The 16,489-nt window shown below is 56.4% G+C and carries 18 protein-coding genes; 8 read left to right on the forward strand and 10 right to left on the reverse strand.

The genetic code is table 11. From position 1 onward, the window contains the following. Positions 1-72: 72 nt before the first annotated feature. The 3 genes from ACOTY9_RS19110 (at position 73) to ACOTY9_RS19120 (ending at position 2,163) form a co-directional block, all read left to right on the forward strand. Positions 73-1,233 (forward strand): HNH endonuclease signature motif containing protein, encoded by a 1,161-nt coding sequence (locus ACOTY9_RS19110; RefSeq protein WP_023331463.1) that lies wholly within the window; start codon positions 73-75, stop codon positions 1,231-1,233. Continuing rightward, positions 1,230-1,736: a YrhA family protein gene (locus ACOTY9_RS19115; RefSeq protein ID WP_348566042.1), complete on the forward strand. Its 507-nt coding sequence runs from the start codon at positions 1,230-1,232 to the stop codon at positions 1,734-1,736. Before ACOTY9_RS19110 ends, ACOTY9_RS19115 begins: the two co-directional genes overlap by 4 nt. A gap of 106 nt (positions 1,737-1,842) precedes the next feature. Next, positions 1,843-2,163, forward strand: coding sequence for a DUF6966 domain-containing protein (locus ACOTY9_RS19120; protein WP_023331465.1), 321 nt, complete (start codon positions 1,843-1,845; stop codon positions 2,161-2,163). An 81-nt stretch (positions 2,164-2,244) separates the two neighbouring features. On the opposite strand, the gene mdcH is transcribed toward ACOTY9_RS19120, so the two are convergent. The 8 genes from mdcH to mdcA all read right to left on the reverse strand — a co-directional run bounded on the left by mdcH (position 2,245) and on the right by mdcA (position 9,291). Continuing rightward, positions 2,245-3,141: a malonate decarboxylase subunit epsilon gene (mdcH, locus tag ACOTY9_RS19125; RefSeq protein ID WP_348566043.1), complete on the reverse strand. Its 897-nt coding sequence runs from the start codon at positions 3,139-3,141 to the stop codon at positions 2,245-2,247. Further along, a complete protein-coding gene (locus ACOTY9_RS19130) occupies positions 3,141-3,758 on the reverse strand; it encodes a malonate decarboxylase holo-ACP synthase (protein WP_348566044.1) in 618 nt (205 codons plus the stop codon). Before ACOTY9_RS19130 ends, mdcH begins: the two co-directional genes overlap by 1 nt. Positions 3,759-3,760: 2 nt before the next feature. After that, positions 3,761-4,720 carry an AEC family transporter gene (locus ACOTY9_RS19135; RefSeq protein ID WP_023331468.1) on the reverse strand — a complete coding sequence of 320 codons (960 nt, stop codon included), beginning with the start codon at positions 4,718-4,720 and terminating at the stop codon, positions 3,761-3,763. A 123-nt stretch (positions 4,721-4,843) separates the two neighbouring features. Further along, complete coding sequence (gene mdcE / locus ACOTY9_RS19140) at positions 4,844-5,644, reverse strand: biotin-independent malonate decarboxylase subunit gamma (protein ID WP_014885502.1); 801 nt, start codon at positions 5,642-5,644, stop codon at positions 4,844-4,846. Then, positions 5,644-6,477: a biotin-independent malonate decarboxylase subunit beta gene (locus tag ACOTY9_RS19145; protein WP_348566045.1), complete on the reverse strand. Its 834-nt coding sequence runs from the start codon at positions 6,475-6,477 to the stop codon at positions 5,644-5,646. Before ACOTY9_RS19145 ends, mdcE begins: the two co-directional genes overlap by 1 nt. Further along, positions 6,470-6,769, reverse strand: coding sequence for a malonate decarboxylase acyl carrier protein (gene mdcC, locus ACOTY9_RS19150; RefSeq protein ID WP_348566046.1), 300 nt, complete (start codon positions 6,767-6,769; stop codon positions 6,470-6,472). The genes ACOTY9_RS19145 and mdcC overlap by 8 nt, the downstream gene beginning before the upstream one ends. 9 nt (positions 6,770-6,778) lie before the next feature. Then, entirely contained in the window at positions 6,779-7,636 is an 858-nt protein-coding gene (locus ACOTY9_RS19155; RefSeq protein ID WP_348566047.1) for a triphosphoribosyl-dephospho-CoA synthase, read from the reverse strand. Further along, positions 7,636-9,291 (reverse strand): malonate decarboxylase subunit alpha, encoded by a 1,656-nt coding sequence (gene mdcA / locus ACOTY9_RS19160; protein ID WP_014885506.1) that lies wholly within the window; start codon positions 9,289-9,291, stop codon positions 7,636-7,638. The genes ACOTY9_RS19155 and mdcA overlap by 1 nt, the downstream gene beginning before the upstream one ends. A gap of 228 nt (positions 9,292-9,519) precedes the next feature. On the opposite strand from mdcA, the gene ACOTY9_RS19165 reads away from it, so the two are divergent. The 3 genes from ACOTY9_RS19165 to ACOTY9_RS19175 are packed head-to-tail and all read left to right on the forward strand — an operon-like array spanning position 9,520 to position 11,657. After that, positions 9,520-10,542, forward strand: a complete 1,023-nt coding sequence (locus ACOTY9_RS19165; protein WP_014885507.1) for a hydrolase — start codon at positions 9,520-9,522, stop codon at positions 10,540-10,542. Further along, positions 10,539-10,757, forward strand: coding sequence for a YheU family protein (locus ACOTY9_RS19170; RefSeq protein ID WP_003861664.1), 219 nt, complete (start codon positions 10,539-10,541; stop codon positions 10,755-10,757). The genes ACOTY9_RS19165 and ACOTY9_RS19170 overlap by 4 nt, the downstream gene beginning before the upstream one ends. A 30-nt stretch (positions 10,758-10,787) precedes the next feature. Beyond that, positions 10,788-11,657 carry a phosphoribulokinase gene (locus ACOTY9_RS19175; RefSeq protein ID WP_014885508.1) on the forward strand — a complete coding sequence of 290 codons (870 nt, stop codon included), beginning with the start codon at positions 10,788-10,790 and terminating at the stop codon, positions 11,655-11,657. A gap of 86 nt (positions 11,658-11,743) precedes the next feature. On the opposite strand, the gene ACOTY9_RS19180 is transcribed toward ACOTY9_RS19175, so the two are convergent. After that, complete coding sequence (locus ACOTY9_RS19180) at positions 11,744-12,148, reverse strand: OsmC family protein (RefSeq protein ID WP_014885509.1); 405 nt, start codon at positions 12,146-12,148, stop codon at positions 11,744-11,746. 311 nt (positions 12,149-12,459) lie between these two features. On the opposite strand from ACOTY9_RS19180, the gene crp reads away from it, so the two are divergent. Continuing rightward, positions 12,460-13,092 carry a cAMP-activated global transcriptional regulator CRP gene (gene crp / locus ACOTY9_RS19185; RefSeq protein WP_000242758.1) on the forward strand — a complete coding sequence of 211 codons (633 nt, stop codon included), beginning with the start codon at positions 12,460-12,462 and terminating at the stop codon, positions 13,090-13,092. Between the two features lie 57 nt (positions 13,093-13,149). Beyond that, positions 13,150-15,237: a YccS/YhfK family putative transporter gene (locus ACOTY9_RS19190; protein ID WP_023331472.1), complete on the forward strand. Its 2,088-nt coding sequence runs from the start codon at positions 13,150-13,152 to the stop codon at positions 15,235-15,237. On the opposite strand, the gene argD is transcribed toward ACOTY9_RS19190, so the two are convergent. Beyond that, positions 15,234-16,454: a bifunctional acetylornithine/succinyldiaminopimelate transaminase gene (gene argD / locus ACOTY9_RS19195; protein ID WP_348566049.1), complete on the reverse strand. Its 1,221-nt coding sequence runs from the start codon at positions 16,452-16,454 to the stop codon at positions 15,234-15,236. The two genes, ACOTY9_RS19190 and argD, sit on opposite strands and share 4 nt — an antisense overlap. Between the last annotated feature and the right edge of the window lie 35 nt (positions 16,455-16,489).

Here is a 16,489-nt window from a genome sequence, read left to right on the forward strand (position 1 = left end):
ACGCCACGTTTGACTTATCATCCGTTATCTCTGAATATCCACAAAAATAACATGGCTTAAAGCAGGAACAGGATGTTCACACTCTACATGAAATGGGATGCTGGCTGTGATTTAGCACCGGCTGATATTCAGTTCATCCTCACGCCACGCGATGCACTGGAAATGGCGAGCGTATTTTACGAACTGGATTATCTGAAATATGCCCCTCAAACCCGTTTTCAACATTTCACCATCCCCAGACGACGTGACGGCGTATACCACCGCTTCGCGGCGCAACCATACAAACGCAAGCACCACACGGAATACGACAGCCTTTATGATGAAGTAAAATGGAATCTTGAGCAGGGCTGGATGGTTGGCGTAAACACCGCAGAGAAGTGGGACCGTTTCCGTAACCCCTTCTTCTTCGATGACGACGGTAATCTGGTTTATGACCGTTTCATGGACAGCTATAGCGACAGTTTCCAGCGGGAAGTACAAAATATTTACGAACATTGCCTGAACGCACATCCGGGACGAAAACCCGCTCCGACCATTAAACAGCATGATTCCGATGCTCCCGTACAGCACGCACAGGCCACCAAAACCATCAACAGCAAAGCAGCCGGACGATTACTGGCGGCAGGTGGAATCTACAACGGCAACATTGAAGGCTTTAGGCAAACAGCGGAGCAACTTGGTGGAGAAGCCGTTACAGGCTACGACAGCGTTTTAAATGAAACCACGTCCGGTATGATGATAACCGCCGCCTCGCTGCTGCTCATCAGAAATCCAGCGACAGCGAAACAGTTGACCGACTATCTGGGAAAATATAAAAACAACCACGTTCTGCTAAGTGATATAAATGTTACGGAGCTAAATTACTTTCGCAGGAACCGTCTCGAATATAATGTGCTACGAAAAGAATTTAATAGTACTGTTCGCCCTGCTTTTCTCAAATCTCTTGCCAATCACCCTGATGCTTTAACAACTTTTGACTCTGACAACCTGCTCCGACTTGCCAATGGAAAAGTCCCCGCAGGATGGGAGGTCCATCATAAAATTCCCCTTGATGATGGGGGGGCAAATACCTTTGAAAACCTAACGCTGATACAAAGTTCGCCCTATCATTACACGCTTTCAAAGGCCCAGGGCACAATAACGAAAGTTCTTCCCTATAATGAAAGCGCAAAAGTGTTATGGCCTGCTCCAAAAGATGTAATTTATCCCGCTGGCATTAAGGAGAAGAAATGAAGGATACCGATGGATTGTTAGGCATATTCAAGACCCTAATGACTGCTGATAACTACCCGATAGCCAATCCTGTCCATCCTGCCGTGATGGCAGATCTCATGCGCAATGCTCCACCCGCCGAATGGGGTAGTCAGAAAAGAACGGTTTACGAGGATATACAGCGCCTGATGGTTACCCGACCTGACTACCTGAATATGTTCAACATTATGGATGGTCTGGAGTATAACGGACTGACTTTATATAACATAGTTCAGGCAGAAAATAGTGTGCCATTATGGTCAAATATCTACATCCGCAACGTTGATACACGCACCGATGAAATCTATCTTGATCAGAATCTCACTGATAAGGTGCTCATTGGTGAGGATGGTATATCCGTTATTGTCTACAGTTTCGCTGATGATTGCTTTCAGATCCGTGATAAAGTCTCAACGGATTATGTAATAGAATCACATAACCAATTTCACGGATTGTTATCCGCACTAATTGATACGGTGAATTAATATGCGTCAAATCTCAAACTGGCAGGATCCGCGAAAAACGACCAGTAGTTGTGCGTGAAACGTGGAAAATACCTGATGTGAATATACTGAGTAGTGGGGGGCTGAAATGATAAATGAAATAAAGAAAACGTTAACCAATATTATTAGCATACTGCACTCAAACAATGAGAATGCATGGGCCAAAACCTTTGAGACACTTGGTAGTGAACTTGACGTCGACTGTGAAGCTTCAATATTCGCATTAAAAAAAGTTTACGGTGGAATGGGATCATTTAACGATATTGTTCTTCACAAAAATGGGCAACCGCTCCGTAAAGAAAATGACGAACTGGAAGATTTGAGCCATAGGCTTTACCAGCAACTTGAGCAGGCAATCGAGTTAACAAAAAAAGGTGTTTACCCTAACACTCATCATCAGCGTCGCTGACGCATGCTCAGGGAGATTTCCACCCTGAGCTATAAGTGCCAAACTTACCTTACGTTTTTCGAAAGCGCCGCCGGGCAAAACTCACCGCTGAAGCCGCCCCGCCAGATGCACCGCCACATCCACCCCGCTGCGTTCCAGCGAAATGGATTCCCCTTCCCACGCCGCTTGTCGCGTTAAGCAGGTCAGCACGCCGCCGGGCGGCATCTCGATTGCCAGCCGCGCATCGCGTTCATTCGCGGATATCACCGCCTCCTGCCAGCGCACGGTACGCGCCATATTCATCGCCAGATCGTCGGCGATCTTCTCCGGCTGCCAGAGCACGCGTCCGGTACTGCCGCTCAGATACGCGCAGCGTGGGCGTGAAAGCGTGACCGATTCAAACGCTGCCGCCAGCTTCTGCGCCGGGTCCGCCAGCAGCGCGCAGTGCGATGGTACGCTGACCGCCAGTCGTTTGGCCTTGCTCGCCCCTTTCGCCAGCGCGCGCTCGGCTACCTGCGCCATCCCGTCATCGCGTCCGGCGATCACAATCTGCGTTTCGGCGTTCAGGTTCGCAATATAGGTTCCGGTGCCTTCGATAAGCTGTTCCACCTGCGGCAGGGTCAAGCCCATAATCGCCGTCAGGCCATAGCCGTGCGGATACGCCTGCTCCATTAAATCGCCACGCAGCGCGACCAGCCTAAGCGCATCGGTGAAATCCAGCGCGCCCGCGATAACCGCTGCCGGGTATGCGCCAATGGACAGCCCGCTGACGATATCCGGCGTTACGCCGCGTCGCTCAAGCTCGCGCGCCCATGCGACACCGGCTATCAGCAGCGAAAGCTGCACCGCGCGGGTATGGGATAACGAAGCTGCGCTATCCAGCGTATCAACCTCCGCCCCCAACACCTCGCGCGCCTGAGCCAGCTCGGTACCCGGCAGGTTATGCAGCATACCTTCATGCTGCGTGCCCTGCCCCGGAAAGGTAAACAGTATTTTCATTACTCCTCCCTGCGCCACGGATCCGTTACCAGACGCGGTCCGCGGCGGGTTTTCAGCAGCGTTTTGCCGTCGCGCAGCCACTCCGCCAGCGCGAATCCCCCTTCGGGTGTATCGACCTGCGTATCCGCCCGGCACAATGCGCGACTCAGCTGCGACTGCCATGCGGTAAACGCATCAGGGGAAATCGGCTGCGGGGCGCGGATCAACAGGTCGAGATCGCTGTCGGCGTGGATAACCGGAATACCGGTCGCCAGCGCATAGCCAGTGCTGCCGGTAATGCCCCACGACCATGGCCACGGCTGCTGAGAAAGTTGTAGCGCCACCTGTACCGGTGGCTGCGTCACAAAGGGCGAGCGCAGCAGATCCGCCGTTACGCTCAGTGATTCGGGTGACACCACACGCGTTACGTGTTCTGGTTTCACCCATCCGCCCGCCCGCTGGTCGCGGCGCAGGCCGCGCACGCCAACGGGAACACGGCCAGCGTTATCAACATCACGCCGCACTACGACCGGCAAACCGGTATGCCAGGCCGCCTCCACCCAGTCGTCGGTGATGCCTTCCAGCGCGTCTCGCGCGGTAAGCCAGATGAGGTCGTGGGGGCGTAATGTTGTGGTCATGATTACATTCCTGAGGTCAGCGAGATAAACAGCGGCAGCGACAGGATACACAGTACGGAGCTTAACAGCAGCACGGCTTCCGCATCCGGAGACTGCACGCCAAAGCGGTTACCGAACACCACACCGAAGAAGCCCGCAGAAAGCGCAATCATCAGGATAGCGGTGATCGCCACGGAACCGTGCAGACCAAAGAGTAAAACGATACCCCAGGCAATCGCAGGCTGAATCAGCAGCTTGGCGATAGTTGACGTGATGACCATGGTGTTGATCTGCAGCTTACGGGCAGAGAGGATCACCCCGGTCAGGAACAGCGCTGCAGCGGTCGCGGACAGCCCCAGCGGTTTAATCGCCGCCAGCACCAGTTCCGGCATTTTGATACCGATGGCGGACAAAATGACACCCAGCAGCGGGCCCATCACGATCGGTTTTTTAATCGAACGCCACATCAGCACCGGCAGCATGGAGAGCGTTGAGCCAGAGTTATTCCCTTCGGTGCGCGCTTTTTCACGTTCCAGAATGAGCAGGCAGAACGGGGTCATCAGCACCGAACCGCAGGCGATGGAGACCGCAACAGACAGTGATGTCGATGAACCTTCACCCAGCACGCTGCCCAGAATAGGCAGGCCGAGCGCCGCATAGTTTGGCAGGGCGACGGTCAGCGTCAGCACGGCGGCATCCTGCGGCGATTTTTTAAAGACGCCGGTGGCGAGGAAGTAGATGGCCGCATAGGTTATCCACATCGCCAGGGTCAGTACCAGAATCAGCGGCGACTGGGCCACAATGCCGGTCCACGGCGTTTGCACGGTGGCGCTGAACAGCGCGGCAGGCAGTGCAAAATCCATCACGAAAATATTAAGCAGGGAAACGTTTTTGTTATCGACCATCTTTGCCTTACCGGCCCAGAATCCCAGCAGCATGATGACGAAAATCGGTGCAAGAGCATGAACAATTACGTAAGTCATAATTCACCTGTAGTAAAAAAGTTTAAGCACTGGCGCGATGATTATTATTTTCAGGATGCAGGTTCCCGCGCGGACGTAACGGTTACGTCCGCGGGGTCGTGCATCTGGCAGGTCTCTTTTTACTTACCAGCTTGCCCGCATGCGTTCGCGTACGAGGGCAGAGCTGCGGCGGTTGTCAGCACCCAGACGATTGTTCAGCGTGGTGTCCTGACGAGCGTCACTGATGGCCTGTTGCAGGGTGGTTTTCACCTGCGCCAGATCGTTATCGGAGGGGGCATCCGGGTTGCTGATGTCCAGCAGGTTTGAAAGCAGCCCCAGGGTGGCGTAGTTGCTGATGTCATAGGCCATCGGCGGAATGGTGGCCGCCAGTTTTTCCAGCGCGTCGACGGTTCGCAACGTAATGCGCGCCGCAGACTCTTTACCCATCGCGTGGATCAACACCCCTTTATCGTTGAAAGCAATCAGGCGATTAGCCTGGTAGCCATGCGCCAGAAATGCGCCGGACATCGCTTTACCGACGATAAGCCCAATCACCGGATGACCGGCCAGACGCGCATTCGCATACGCGGCGGCAGCCCCCGCCAGCGCCTGGTGGATACCAAACGCCTCTTCGCGACGGCCATAGGCCTGGCTTGGGACGTCAATCACCGCCACAATCGGACGCTTCACGGACTTACTGGCATCCTCGGCCACGGTTTCGCTCACCACTTTCGCCAGCGTCCAGCCCTCCAGCAGACCGACTTCCCCTTTCGCCGCGCGCGGGAAATGGTTGTGGGCATCCGGCACCACGGCAACAAAACGCACCGCTTCACCGTTCAGTTCGCCGTCTGCCGCCTGCACGGACGGGCAAAGCCCTTCCACACGTTTTGCATTCGGCGCGAGCAGAGTCATCCAGAGTTCGCCACGGCTTATTGCGTTAGTCATCATTTCACCTCCCGGGCAAAAAGCGCGTTAATTTGTTCGGCATCGGCCTGTTTGCGGGTGTCGAAATTCGTCAGACGGTTCAGGTAATCGTCGTAGTTATCGGTGCGGTGTTTCGCGGGTACGCCCCTGGCAATCGCGTCGTTCATCGCCGCTTTCACCGCGTTGATACCGTCACCGACCAGCGCGTCAACCAGCCCGCTTTGATAGCGCACTTCGCCACCGGTCATGCTCCAGATAAACGGACGGTCTCGGGAGTCGTACTCTTCAATCCCCGCTTCCTGCTCGATGACCTGCGGACCGTTCAGTCCGAGACGCGCTTCGCGGGTCACAATCAGGTAGCTGCACAGCGCCGCCGCGATGGACATCCCACCGAAGCAGCCCACGGTCCCTGCGACAATCCCGATAACGGGCGTGTAACGACGCAGGTCAACAATCGCCGCGTGGATATCGGCAATGGCGGCCAGACCCAGGTTCGCCTCCTGCAGACGAACGCCGCCGGTTTCGAGGCACAGCACAGCCTGAGTCGGAATGCCGTTGCGTTTATCTTCTGCCGCCAGCTCCAGCGCCGCCGCCATTTTGGCACCGGACACTTCACCCATGCTGCCGCCCTGGAACGCACCTTCAATGGCGACCACAACGGCTGGCTGACCGTTGATCGTGCCTTTCGCCACCACCATGCCGTCGTCCGCCTGCGGAACAATGCCCTGTGGCCCAAGCCACGGAGAGATAATGCCTTCAAACGGATCCAGCAGTTCGCGATAGCTACCCTCATCGAGCAGGGCCTGCGCACGCTGGCGTGCTTTCAATTCGATAAAGCTGCTGTCATCACGCATGGCTCACCCCCTCAAAAACCTGTTCGATACGAATGCGAGCCACGCCCGGCGTCGCGCCGAAATCATGAATGGTCAGTTTTCCTGCTGGCAGGCTACTGACCGTTTGCAGGCGGTTGAACAGTGCCTCCCAGCGACCCCGGCTGTTGTCGACGGAGGTGGTGATATCAATGGTTAACGTCTGGCCCCGTTCGGCGGTGAAGAGCACCTCCATATCCCCGGAACCGACTACCCCTGCCAGGGCCCTGCCGCTTAACGCGCGGCTGGCTGGCACGGTCAATGTGATTTTTTCCATAACATCCTCTTAATGCTTTGAATAAGGCGTTTCGACGCGATCGAGAAACAGCGTGGCAGCAAGCAGGTCAGCAGCGCCGCCTGGGGAGGCGTTTAGCGCCAGCATCTGACGGTCTAAGTTCGCCAGCGCCTGCTGGCCTGCAGCCGTTTCACAACCTCCGGCGTTCAGTACCGCACGGGCACCGTCCTGCATGGCGTCCAGCCCCTCCAGCCCGGCGCGCGACAGCACGCAGGTGTCGGTAAGCGACGTCATGATCGCCATCAGCGCGTCAAGCCTGGCGTGCGTTTCACTGCTGCCGTTGAGACGGCTCAGGCGAAGCTGCGGCAACGCGCGCTGCATAATGTGCGGGAACGCCTGCTGAGCCTCTTCGCGTGCACCCGGTACGCGGTAGCGGTGCGTGGCGCGAAGGCCTTTGCTGAACACTTTCGGCGCCGCCTCGTCAGGGAGTTTCGCCAGCTGCGCGGCGGTGCGGGCGACGTCGTGCGCCCTGGCTTCCCCGTCCAGCATCGCCACCGCGCTGACCAGCAACCCCAGCGCCCAAATCGCGCCGCGATGGGTGTTTACGCCACACGTTGCAGCCATCATCTGCTGCTCGCCTTCACGACCAAGACGGCCAACGGTTTGCCGAAGCGCAATATCTGCCGGACGCAGCCAGCTTTGCTGTGCCAGCGCCTGAAACGTCGGGGTCAGGCTGCGCGCGGAGCGCTCCATCAGCGCAAGGGATAAATCGTGGTGCGCACCGTTCCCCCGACTGTCCACCAGACCGGGTTTCGGGCTTAATCGTGCTTCGTCAATCAGACACTGCGTGGCGGTTCGCGCCAGCCATTCGGCACCGCCTTCAACCTGAATCTGGGGCAGAAGTTTCATTACCAGCTCCGGAATTTCGCAGGTGGGTTGTACAGACCGCCGGACCATTCAACGAGGTCTGACACGCTGCCCGCCGCCAGCAGAGAGCGGGTGGCGTCAGTGCGGCGAATACCCATATCTTCCGGATAAACAACCTTGCCGCTCTGGCGCAGTTCCGCCACGCGTTTAGCATCCACGCCCAGGCCTATATCGGTAATCCCCGCCACAGCGGCGACCATGGCACGACGCTCCTCAAGATCTTTGGCGCGATAGAGGTAAGCAATCCCCTCTTCCGTCAGCACGTGCGTCACGTCGTCGCCGTATATCATGACCGGCGCCAGAGGCATCCCGGACGCTTTTGCCACGTCAACAGCATCAAGCTTTTCCACAAAGGTCGGCTTTACGCCCGCCTGGAAGGTTTCCACCATCTGCACGACCAGTTTTTTACCGCGCTGCATCGGGTCAGGTTCGGTGATCATGTTCAGCCAGGCCGGTGTGGCGTGGCGACGACCGTGTGGGTCGTGCCCCATGTTTGGCGCACCGCCGAAGCCGGAAAGACGACCGCGTGTCACCGTTGAGGAGTTGGCGTAACCATCAACCTGCAGGGTTGAGCCGATAAACATATCGACCGCATACTGACCGGCCAGTTGACAGAACGCACGGTTGGAACGCATGGAGCCGTCGGCACCGGTAAAGAAGATGTCCGGACGGGCGCGGATGTACTCTTCCATCCCCAGCTCGCCGCCGAAGCAGTGCACGCTTTCTACCCAGCCGCTTTCAATTGCCGGGATCAGCGTTGGGTGCGGGTTCAGGGTCCAGTGCTTACAGATTTTGCCCTTCAGGCCGAGCTGTTCGCCGTAGGTCGGCAGCAGCAGTTCAATCGCTGCGGTGTTAAAACCGATCCCGTGGTTGAGGGACTGCACCTGATGTTCCGCGTAGATGCCCTTAATCGCCATCATCGCCATCAGGATGTGTTCCTGTTTGATCAGTCGCGGATCACGGGTAAACAGCGGTTCGATAAAGAATGGCTTGTCGGCAACGACAACATAGTCAATCCAGGAGCCCGGAATATCGACGCGCGGCAGGTCGCATTCGTCGTCCACCAGTTCATTCACCTGCGCAATCACAATCCCGTCGTGGAAGGCCGCGGCTTCCACCAGTGCCGGAGTATCTTCGGTGCTCGCCCCGGTGTAGAGGTTGCCTTTGCGGTCTGCTTTAAACCCCGCAATCAGCGCCACGTTGGGCGAGAGGTCGACGTAGAGGCGTGAATAGAGCTCGATATAGGTATGGATAGCGCCGATTTCGAGCTGACCATCTTCCAGCAGCTGGGAGATTCGCAGGCTCTGCGTCCCGGAGAAGGAGAAGTCCAGCTTGCGGGCGATGCCTTTCTCAAAGATATCCAGATGCTCGCTACGGCCGACGCTCGGCATGATCATATGCAGATCGTGGACAATTTGCGGGTTCACTTCAGCCAGCGAGCGTGAAAGGAAATCGGCCTGCTTCTGGTTGTTACCTTCCAGAACGACCTTATCGCCAGGGGCGATCAGTTTTTCCAGCATGGCGACAAGGTCGCCGGTTGGCAGTACCTTGCCCTGCACCGGTACGGACGCCAGACGACGCGCTTTTTCGCTGCGTCGCGTGTTCCATTGCCGGGTGGGTGTTTGCCCAGATAACATTATTAACCTCCTGATTCAGCTAATCATTTTGATTTGCTTAACGTTGAGTAAAGTGTGCGCTCTGGTGGGAAAGGCATCAATTAAGCGTAGAGCGGAATCATTAGCCTGAGAGTAATAATCACGGTAAAGATTTGTGATCGGGATCAGTTCATGTTTCGGAAAACCAGGCTAAACGGGGTACAATTCGGAAAGTATCGTTAATTTCCGACAAGAATCAGCATCGCGCTTATGACCCAAATCATTCCAACAGACTTCGACATTGCAGCCGAAGACAGCACCGAGTTCGTGCCCATGCGCGGTGTGTCCAACTGCCATTTGCAGACCATGCTGCCACGGCTGATCCGCCGTAAGGTTCAGTTCACGCCGCACTGGCAGCGGCTTGACCTGCCAGACGGTGATTTTCTGGATCTCGCCTGGAGCGAAGACCCCGAGCAGGCACGTCATAAGCCGCGTCTGGTGGTTTTTCATGGTCTGGAAGGGAGTCTGCACAGCCCTTATGCGCATGGATTGATTGAGGCGGCAAAAGCGCGCGGCTGGCTCGGGGTGGTGATGCATTTTCGTGGCTGCAGCGGCGAGCCAAATCGTCAGAAACGCATCTATCACTCGGGTGAAACCGAAGACGGAACCTGGTTTTTACACTGGCTGCGGGAAAACTATGGCACCGTGCCAACGGCGGCCGTGGGGTATTCGCTGGGCGGAAATATGCTCGCCTGCCTGCTGGCCAAAGAGGGCGACAGCGTACCGCTCAATGCCGCAGTGATTGTCTCCGCGCCGTTTATGCTGGAGCAGTGCAGCTACCATATGGATAAAGGGTTTTCCCGCGTCTATCAGCGCTATCTGCTCAACCTGCTGAAAGCCAACGCCGCACGTAAGCTGAAGGCTTACCCGGATACCCTGCCGGTCAGCCTGCGCCAGCTGAAAAAGGTGCGCCGCATTCGTGAATTCGACGATCTGATCACCGCAAAAATTCACGGCTTCGCCGATGCGATCGACTATTACCGTCAGTGCAGCGCCATGCCGTTGCTCAGCAAAATTACCCAGCCGACGCTGATTATTCACGCCAAAGATGACCCGTTTATGGATCATCACTCTATTCCCGCGCAGGAATTCCTTCCCGACAATGTTCACTATCAGTTGACTGAACATGGCGGCCACGTTGGGTTTATTGGCGGGACGCTGCGCCGCCCGAAAATGTGGCTGGAGGCGCGTATTCCTGACTGGCTTACTCTTTATCTGGACGGTGCAAAATGATCATCCCCTGGCAGGATCTGTCTCCCGAAACGCTCGATAATCTGATTGAAAGCTTTGTATTACGTGAAGGCACCGATTATGGTGAACATGAACGCTCACTCGAGCAGAAGGTCAACGATGTAAAACGCCAGCTGAAAAGCGGCGACGTGGTGCTGGTGTGGTCAGAACTGCATGAGACGGTCAATATCATGCCCCGCAACGCGTTTCACGGCTGACCTTCCAACCTTTTCAGTCAGGGAGTTGCTATGTCTGCCAGACATCCCATTATTGCCGTTACGGGGTCGAGTGGTGCGGGAACGACCACCACCAGCCTCGCGTTTCGTAAGATTTTCGCCCAACTGAATCTCCGGGCGGCGGAGGTCGAAGGCGACAGTTTTCACCGCTATACGCGACCTGAAATGGACATGGCGATCCGTAAGGCGCGCGATCTGGGTAAACACATCAGCTATTTCGGTCCTGAAGCCAATGACTTTGGCCTTCTTGAGCAAACCTTCCTGGAGTACGGTCAGAGCGGCAAAGGGCAATCGCGTAAGTATCTGCATACCTATGATGAAGCTGTGCCGTGGAATCAGGTGCCGGGCACCTTTACCCCCTGGCAGCCGCTGCCGGAACCCACCGATGTGCTGTTTTATGAGGGATTACACGGCGGCGTAGTCACCCCACAGCATGACGTGGCGCGTCATGTGGATCTGCTGGTTGGCGTGGTGCCTATCGTGAACCTGGAGTGGATCCAGAAGCTGACGCGCGACATGAGCGAGCGCGGCCATTCGCGCGAAGCGGTGATGGATTCGGTGGTGCGCTCCATGGAAGACTACATCAACTACCTCACGCCACAGTTCTCCCGCACGCACATTAACTTCCAGCGCGTGCCGACGGTGGACACCTCTAACCCGTTCGCGGCGAAAACCATCCCGTCGCTGGACGAGAGCTTTGTGGTGATCCACTTCCGCAATCTCGAAGGCATTGATTACCCCTGGCTGCTGGCGATGCTGCAGGGCTCGTTTATTTCGCACATGAATACGTTAGTGGTACCAGGCGGAAAAATGGGGCTGGCGATGGAGCTCATCATGACGCCGCTGGTGGAGCGGTTGATGGAAGGGAAGCAGATTGCGTGAGTTGTTCTGCCCGGTGGCGCTGCGCTTACCGGGCCTACGTTCATGCTTTTGTAGGGCGGGTCAGCGAAGCGCCACCCGCCAAAAGATTAAGCCTCGATCACTTCATACGAATGCGTGATTTTTACCGCTTTCTCCAGCATTAACGCCACAGAGCAGTATTTTTCAGCAGACAGATCCACCGCACGCGAAACCGCCGCGTCTTTAAGCGCTTTACCGGTGACCACAAAGTGCAGATTGATGTGGGTGAACAGGCGTGGCGCCTCTTCGCGACGTTCTGAGGTGAGTTTAACCTCGCAATCCGTTACGTCATGACGACCTTTTTGCAGAATCGACACAACGTCAATCGCGCTGCATCCACCCGCCGCCATCAGCACCATTTCCATTGGGCTGGGGGCTTTATCGCCGGAGTTACCGTCCATCAAAATCTGGTGCCCTGACGCGGATTCGCCCAGGAACGTTAAACCTTCAACCCATTTCACGCGCGCTTGCATATTCTTTAACTCCAACGTTGCATTTTCGGTGACAGATTACGCGTGCGTTACATTTCTCGCAACGGAAGGCGACCTGCATCATGCTGAAGCGAGACACCAGGAGACACGCGGCGAAAGCTATGCTAAAACACTCAGGATGCTACAGTAATACATTGACGTTACACATGTATGCAGAGGACATCAAACTTTACTGGCTGCGAAACGTTACGACAGCCGACTTCCCAGGGTATGGGTAAGAATTCGATTGCAACCCCAGAGTCCGGATGCATCTGATGACTCTGGTGACAGCTTATAACAGAGGATAACAGCGCATGGTGCTTGGCAAACCGCAAACAGACCCGACTCTCGAATGGTTCTTGTCTCATTGCCACATTCATAAGTACCCATCGAAGAGCACGCTGATTCACCAGGGTGAAAAAGCGGAAACGTTGTATTACATCGTCAAAGGCTCGGTGGCAGTGCTGATCAAAGATGAGGAAGGGAAAGAGATGATCCTTTCTTATCTGAACCAGGGCGATTTTATCGGTGAACTGGGCCTGTTTGAAGAAGGCCAGGAACGTAGCGCCTGGGTTCGTGCAAAGACAGCATGTGAAGTGGCTGAAATTTCTTACAAGAAATTCCGTCAGTTGATTCAGGTAAACCCTGACATCCTGATGCGTCTTTCTTCCCAGATGGCGCGTCGTCTGCAGGTCACATCCGAGAAAGTGGGTAACCTCGCCTTCCTGGACGTCACCGGTCGTATCGCGCAGACCCTGCTGAACCTGGCGAAACAGCCAGACGCCATGACCCACCCGGACGGCATGCAAATTAAAATTACCCGTCAGGAAATTGGTCAGATCGTCGGTTGCTCCCGCGAAACGGTGGGTCGTATCCTGAAAATGCTGGAAGATCAGAACCTGATCTCTGCCCACGGTAAAACCATCGTGGTCTACGGAACGCGTTAATTCCGCTCAAACGGCGTGCCATCGCAAGGTGTCACGCCGTTTTTGTCTCTATTCCCCATGTGGCGCAGGCTGATCTATCACCCGGAAGTTAATTACGCACTGCGACAAACGCTGGTGTTGTGCCTTCCTGTGGCCGTGGGCCTGATTCTGGGACATCTCCAGCAGGGTCTGCTGTTTTCTCTCGTTCCCGCCTGCTGCAACATCGCCGGTCTGGACACGCCGCATAAACGCTTTTTCAAACGCCTGATCGTTGGCGGTTCGCTGTTTGCTGGCTGTAGCCTCGCCGTGCAGCTTTTACTGGCGCGCGATATTCCGCTGCCGCTGATCCTGACCGTACTGGCGATGAGCCTCGGTGTTACCGCAGAAATCAGTTCCCTGCACGCCCGCCTGCTTCCCGCTTCACTGATTGCCGCCATCTTCACACTGAGCCTCGCCGGGAATATGCCGGTGTGGGAGCCGCTGCTGATCTATGCCCTCGGCACGCTGTGGTACGGGCTGTTTAACTGGTTCTGGTTCTGGCTGTGGCGGGAACAGCCGCTGCGTGAATCTCTGAGCCTGTTGTATGTCCAGCTTGCGGATTACTGCGAAGCCAAATACACCTTGCTGACCCAGCATACCGACCCGGAAAAATCCTTACCGCCGCTGCTGACGCGCCAGCAAAAGGTGGTGGATCTGATAAGCCAGTGCTATCAGCAGCTGCATATGCTCGCCGCTAACAAGAATCACGAATATAAACGCCTGCTGCGCACCTTCCAGGTGGGGTTGGATCTGCAGGAGCATATCTCCGTGAGCCTTCATCACCCACAAGAGGTGCAAAAGCTGGTCGAGCGCAGCCACGCCGAGGCGGTGATCCGCTGGAATGCGCAGACCGTCTCCGCGCGCCTGCGGGTGCTGGCGGACGACATTCTCTATCACCGCTACCCCACGCGCTTTAACATGGATAAACAGCTCGGCGCGCTGGAGAAAATTGCTCGTCAGCATCCGGATAACCCGGTCGGCCAGTTTGCCGCCTGGCACTTCAGCCGCATTGCCCGCGTGCTGCGCACCCAGCGCCCGCTGTATCCCCGCGACCTGATGGCGGATAAGCAAAAACGTCTGCCGCTCCTGCCAGCACTCAGAAGCTATCTCTCGCTTAAGTCTTCTGCCCTGCGCAATGCCGCGCGGATTAGCGTTATGCTCAGTATCGCCAGTCTAATGGGCATGGCGCTGCATCTGCCGAAACCGTACTGGATCTTAATGACCGTGCTGTTTGTCACCCAGAACGGCTACGGCGCCACACGGGTACGTATTCTGCACCGGGCAGGCGGCACGATGGCGGGGCTGATTATTGCGGGCGTAACGCTACACTTCCACGTTCCCGAGGGGTATACCCTGGCTGGGATGCTGGTGATTACGCTGGTGAGTTACCTGATTATCCGCAAAAACTACGGCTGGGCGATGGTGGGCTTTACGGTGACGGCGGTATATACCCTTCAGCTGCTTACGCTAAACGGCGAACAGTTTATCGTTGCCCGCCTGATCGATACGCTGATTGGCTGCCTGATCGCCTTTGGTGGCATGGTCTGGCTGTGGCCGCAGTGGCAAAGCGGATTGCTGCGCCAGAACGCCCACGACGCGCTGGAGGCTGACCAGCAGGCCATTCGTCTGATCCTGAGCGACGACCCGCAGCCCTCCCCGCTGGCGTATCAGCGGATGAAAGTTAATCAGGCGCACAACGCCCTGTTTAACTCGCTCAACCAGGCGATGCAGGAGCCAGGCTTTAACGCGCACTATCTGGCGGACATGAAGCTCTGGGTCACGCATAGCCAGTTTATCGTCGAGCATATTAACGCCATGACCACCCTGGCGCGCGAGCACACGATGCTGACGCCGGATCTGGCGCAGCGTTATTTGCAGTCGTGTGAAATCGCCCTGCAGAGGTGTCAGCAGCGTCTGGAGTATGACGCGCCGGGTGAGTCGGGGGATTCGAACATTCTGGAAGCGCCGGAAACGCTGACCCACGGGCCGATGAGCACCCTGGAGCAGCATTTGCAGCGCGTGCTGGGCCACCTGAACACCATGCACACCATTTCGTCGGTGGCATGGCGTCAGCGTCCGCATCATGGCATTTGGTTAACGCGCCGGTTAAAACGAACCGAGTATTAGCCTTTAACGATCTTCGCGACCGCTGCGGCAAAGCGGGTTAACCCGTCTTCAATGTCTTTCTTTTCCACCACCAGCGACGGGGCGAAACGCATCACGTCTGGCCCCGCATTCAGCACCATTACCCCTTCGTGGGCGGCAGCATGCAGAAAATCGCGGGCGCGGCCTTTGTACTGTGGCGTGAGCTCGGCACCCATCAGCAGACCCATGCCACGGATTTCGCTGAACACATCATACTGGTCATTGATCTTTTGCAGATGTTTTACGAACAGCTCACGCTTCGCGTTCACACCGTTCAGCACTTCTGGAGTATTGATGATATCGAATGCCGCACCCGCCACGGCGCTCGCCAGCGGGTTACCGCCATAGGTTGAGCCGTGCGAACCGACATGAAACGCAGAGGCGATCTCCTGAGTCGTCAGCACCGCACTCACCGGGAAACCACCGCCGAGCGCTTTGGCACTGGTCAAAATATCCGGCGTCACGCCGTAGTGCATATAAGCGAACAGATCGCCGGTACGTCCCATTCCGCACTGCACTTCATCAAACACCAGCAGCGCCTGATGCTCATCACACAGCGCGCGCAGCCCTTGCAGGAATTCCGGGGTGGCCGCCGTCACGCCGCCTTCGCCCTGAATTGGCTCCACGACTACCGCGCAGGTGTGGTCGTCCATCACCGCTTTCACCGCATGCAGATCGTTAAACGGCACATGGATGATGTCGGCCGGTTTTGGGCCAAAGCCGTCGGAATACTTCGGCTGGCCGCCGACGGAGACGGTAAAGAACGAGCGCCCGTGGAAGGCGTTGTGGAAGGCGATGATTTTGGTTTTGTACGGGCTGTGACGCGTCGTCGCGTAATAGCGCGCCAGCTTAAAGGCGGTTTCGTTGGCTTCGGTGCCGGAGTTCATAAACAGCACACGCTCGGCAAACGTGGCATCAATGATTTTGCGGCCCAGACGCAGCGCCGGCTCGTTGGTGAATACGTTACTGGTGTGCCACAGGGTTTCGCCCTGGGTTTTCAGCGCCTCCACCAGCGCAGGATGGCAATGACCCAGCGCCGTGACCGCAATACCGCCCGCGAAATCCACATACTCTTTTCCCTGCTGATCCCAGACGCGGCTGCCTTTCCCCTTAACCGGGATAAACTCAGCCGGTGCATAAATCGGCAGAATCACTTCATCGAATGTTGCGCGGGTAATTGCTGGTTGTTCAGTTGCCATGTCATGCCCATCCATTTTATGTCACATTGATTGTG

It is taken from the genome of Enterobacter cloacae complex sp. SHL012 (assembly GCF_049237505.1).
Lineage (GTDB): Bacteria > Pseudomonadota > Gammaproteobacteria > Enterobacterales > Enterobacteriaceae > Enterobacter > Enterobacter kobei.

Bases quoted from the DNA above. Each gene is read 5' to 3' on its own strand.
- ACOTY9_RS19110 (WP_023331463.1), top strand. From the start codon at position 73: ATGTTCACACTCTACATGAAATGGGATGCTGGCTGTGATTTAGCACCG.
- ACOTY9_RS19115 (WP_348566042.1), top strand. From the start codon at position 1,230: ATGAAGGATACCGATGGATTGTTAGGCATATTCAAGACCCTAATGACT.
- ACOTY9_RS19120 (WP_023331465.1), top strand. From the start codon at position 1,843: ATGATAAATGAAATAAAGAAAACGTTAACCAATATTATTAGCATACTG.
- mdcH (WP_348566043.1), bottom strand. From the start codon at position 3,141: ATGAAAATACTGTTTACCTTTCCGGGGCAGGGCACGCAGCATGAAGGT.
- ACOTY9_RS19130 (WP_348566044.1), bottom strand. From the start codon at position 3,758: ATGACCACAACATTACGCCCCCACGACCTCATCTGGCTTACCGCGCGA.
- ACOTY9_RS19135 (WP_023331468.1), bottom strand. From the start codon at position 4,720: ATGACTTACGTAATTGTTCATGCTCTTGCACCGATTTTCGTCATCATG.
- mdcE (WP_014885502.1), bottom strand. From the start codon at position 5,644: ATGACTAACGCAATAAGCCGTGGCGAACTCTGGATGACTCTGCTCGCG.
- ACOTY9_RS19145 (WP_348566045.1), bottom strand. From the start codon at position 6,477: ATGCGTGATGACAGCAGCTTTATCGAATTGAAAGCACGCCAGCGTGCG.
- mdcC (WP_348566046.1), bottom strand. From the start codon at position 6,769: ATGGAAAAAATCACATTGACCGTGCCAGCCAGCCGCGCGTTAAGCGGC.
- ACOTY9_RS19155 (WP_348566047.1), bottom strand. From the start codon at position 7,636: ATGAAACTTCTGCCCCAGATTCAGGTTGAAGGCGGTGCCGAATGGCTG.
- mdcA (WP_014885506.1), bottom strand. From the start codon at position 9,291: ATGTTATCTGGGCAAACACCCACCCGGCAATGGAACACGCGACGCAGC.
- ACOTY9_RS19165 (WP_014885507.1), top strand. From the start codon at position 9,520: ATGACCCAAATCATTCCAACAGACTTCGACATTGCAGCCGAAGACAGC.
- ACOTY9_RS19170 (WP_003861664.1), top strand. From the start codon at position 10,539: ATGATCATCCCCTGGCAGGATCTGTCTCCCGAAACGCTCGATAATCTG.
- ACOTY9_RS19175 (WP_014885508.1), top strand. From the start codon at position 10,788: ATGTCTGCCAGACATCCCATTATTGCCGTTACGGGGTCGAGTGGTGCG.
- ACOTY9_RS19180 (WP_014885509.1), bottom strand. From the start codon at position 12,148: ATGCAAGCGCGCGTGAAATGGGTTGAAGGTTTAACGTTCCTGGGCGAA.
- crp (WP_000242758.1), top strand. From the start codon at position 12,460: ATGGTGCTTGGCAAACCGCAAACAGACCCGACTCTCGAATGGTTCTTG.
- ACOTY9_RS19190 (WP_023331472.1), top strand. From the start codon at position 13,150: ATGTGGCGCAGGCTGATCTATCACCCGGAAGTTAATTACGCACTGCGA.
- argD (WP_348566049.1), bottom strand. From the start codon at position 16,454: ATGGCAACTGAACAACCAGCAATTACCCGCGCAACATTCGATGAAGTG.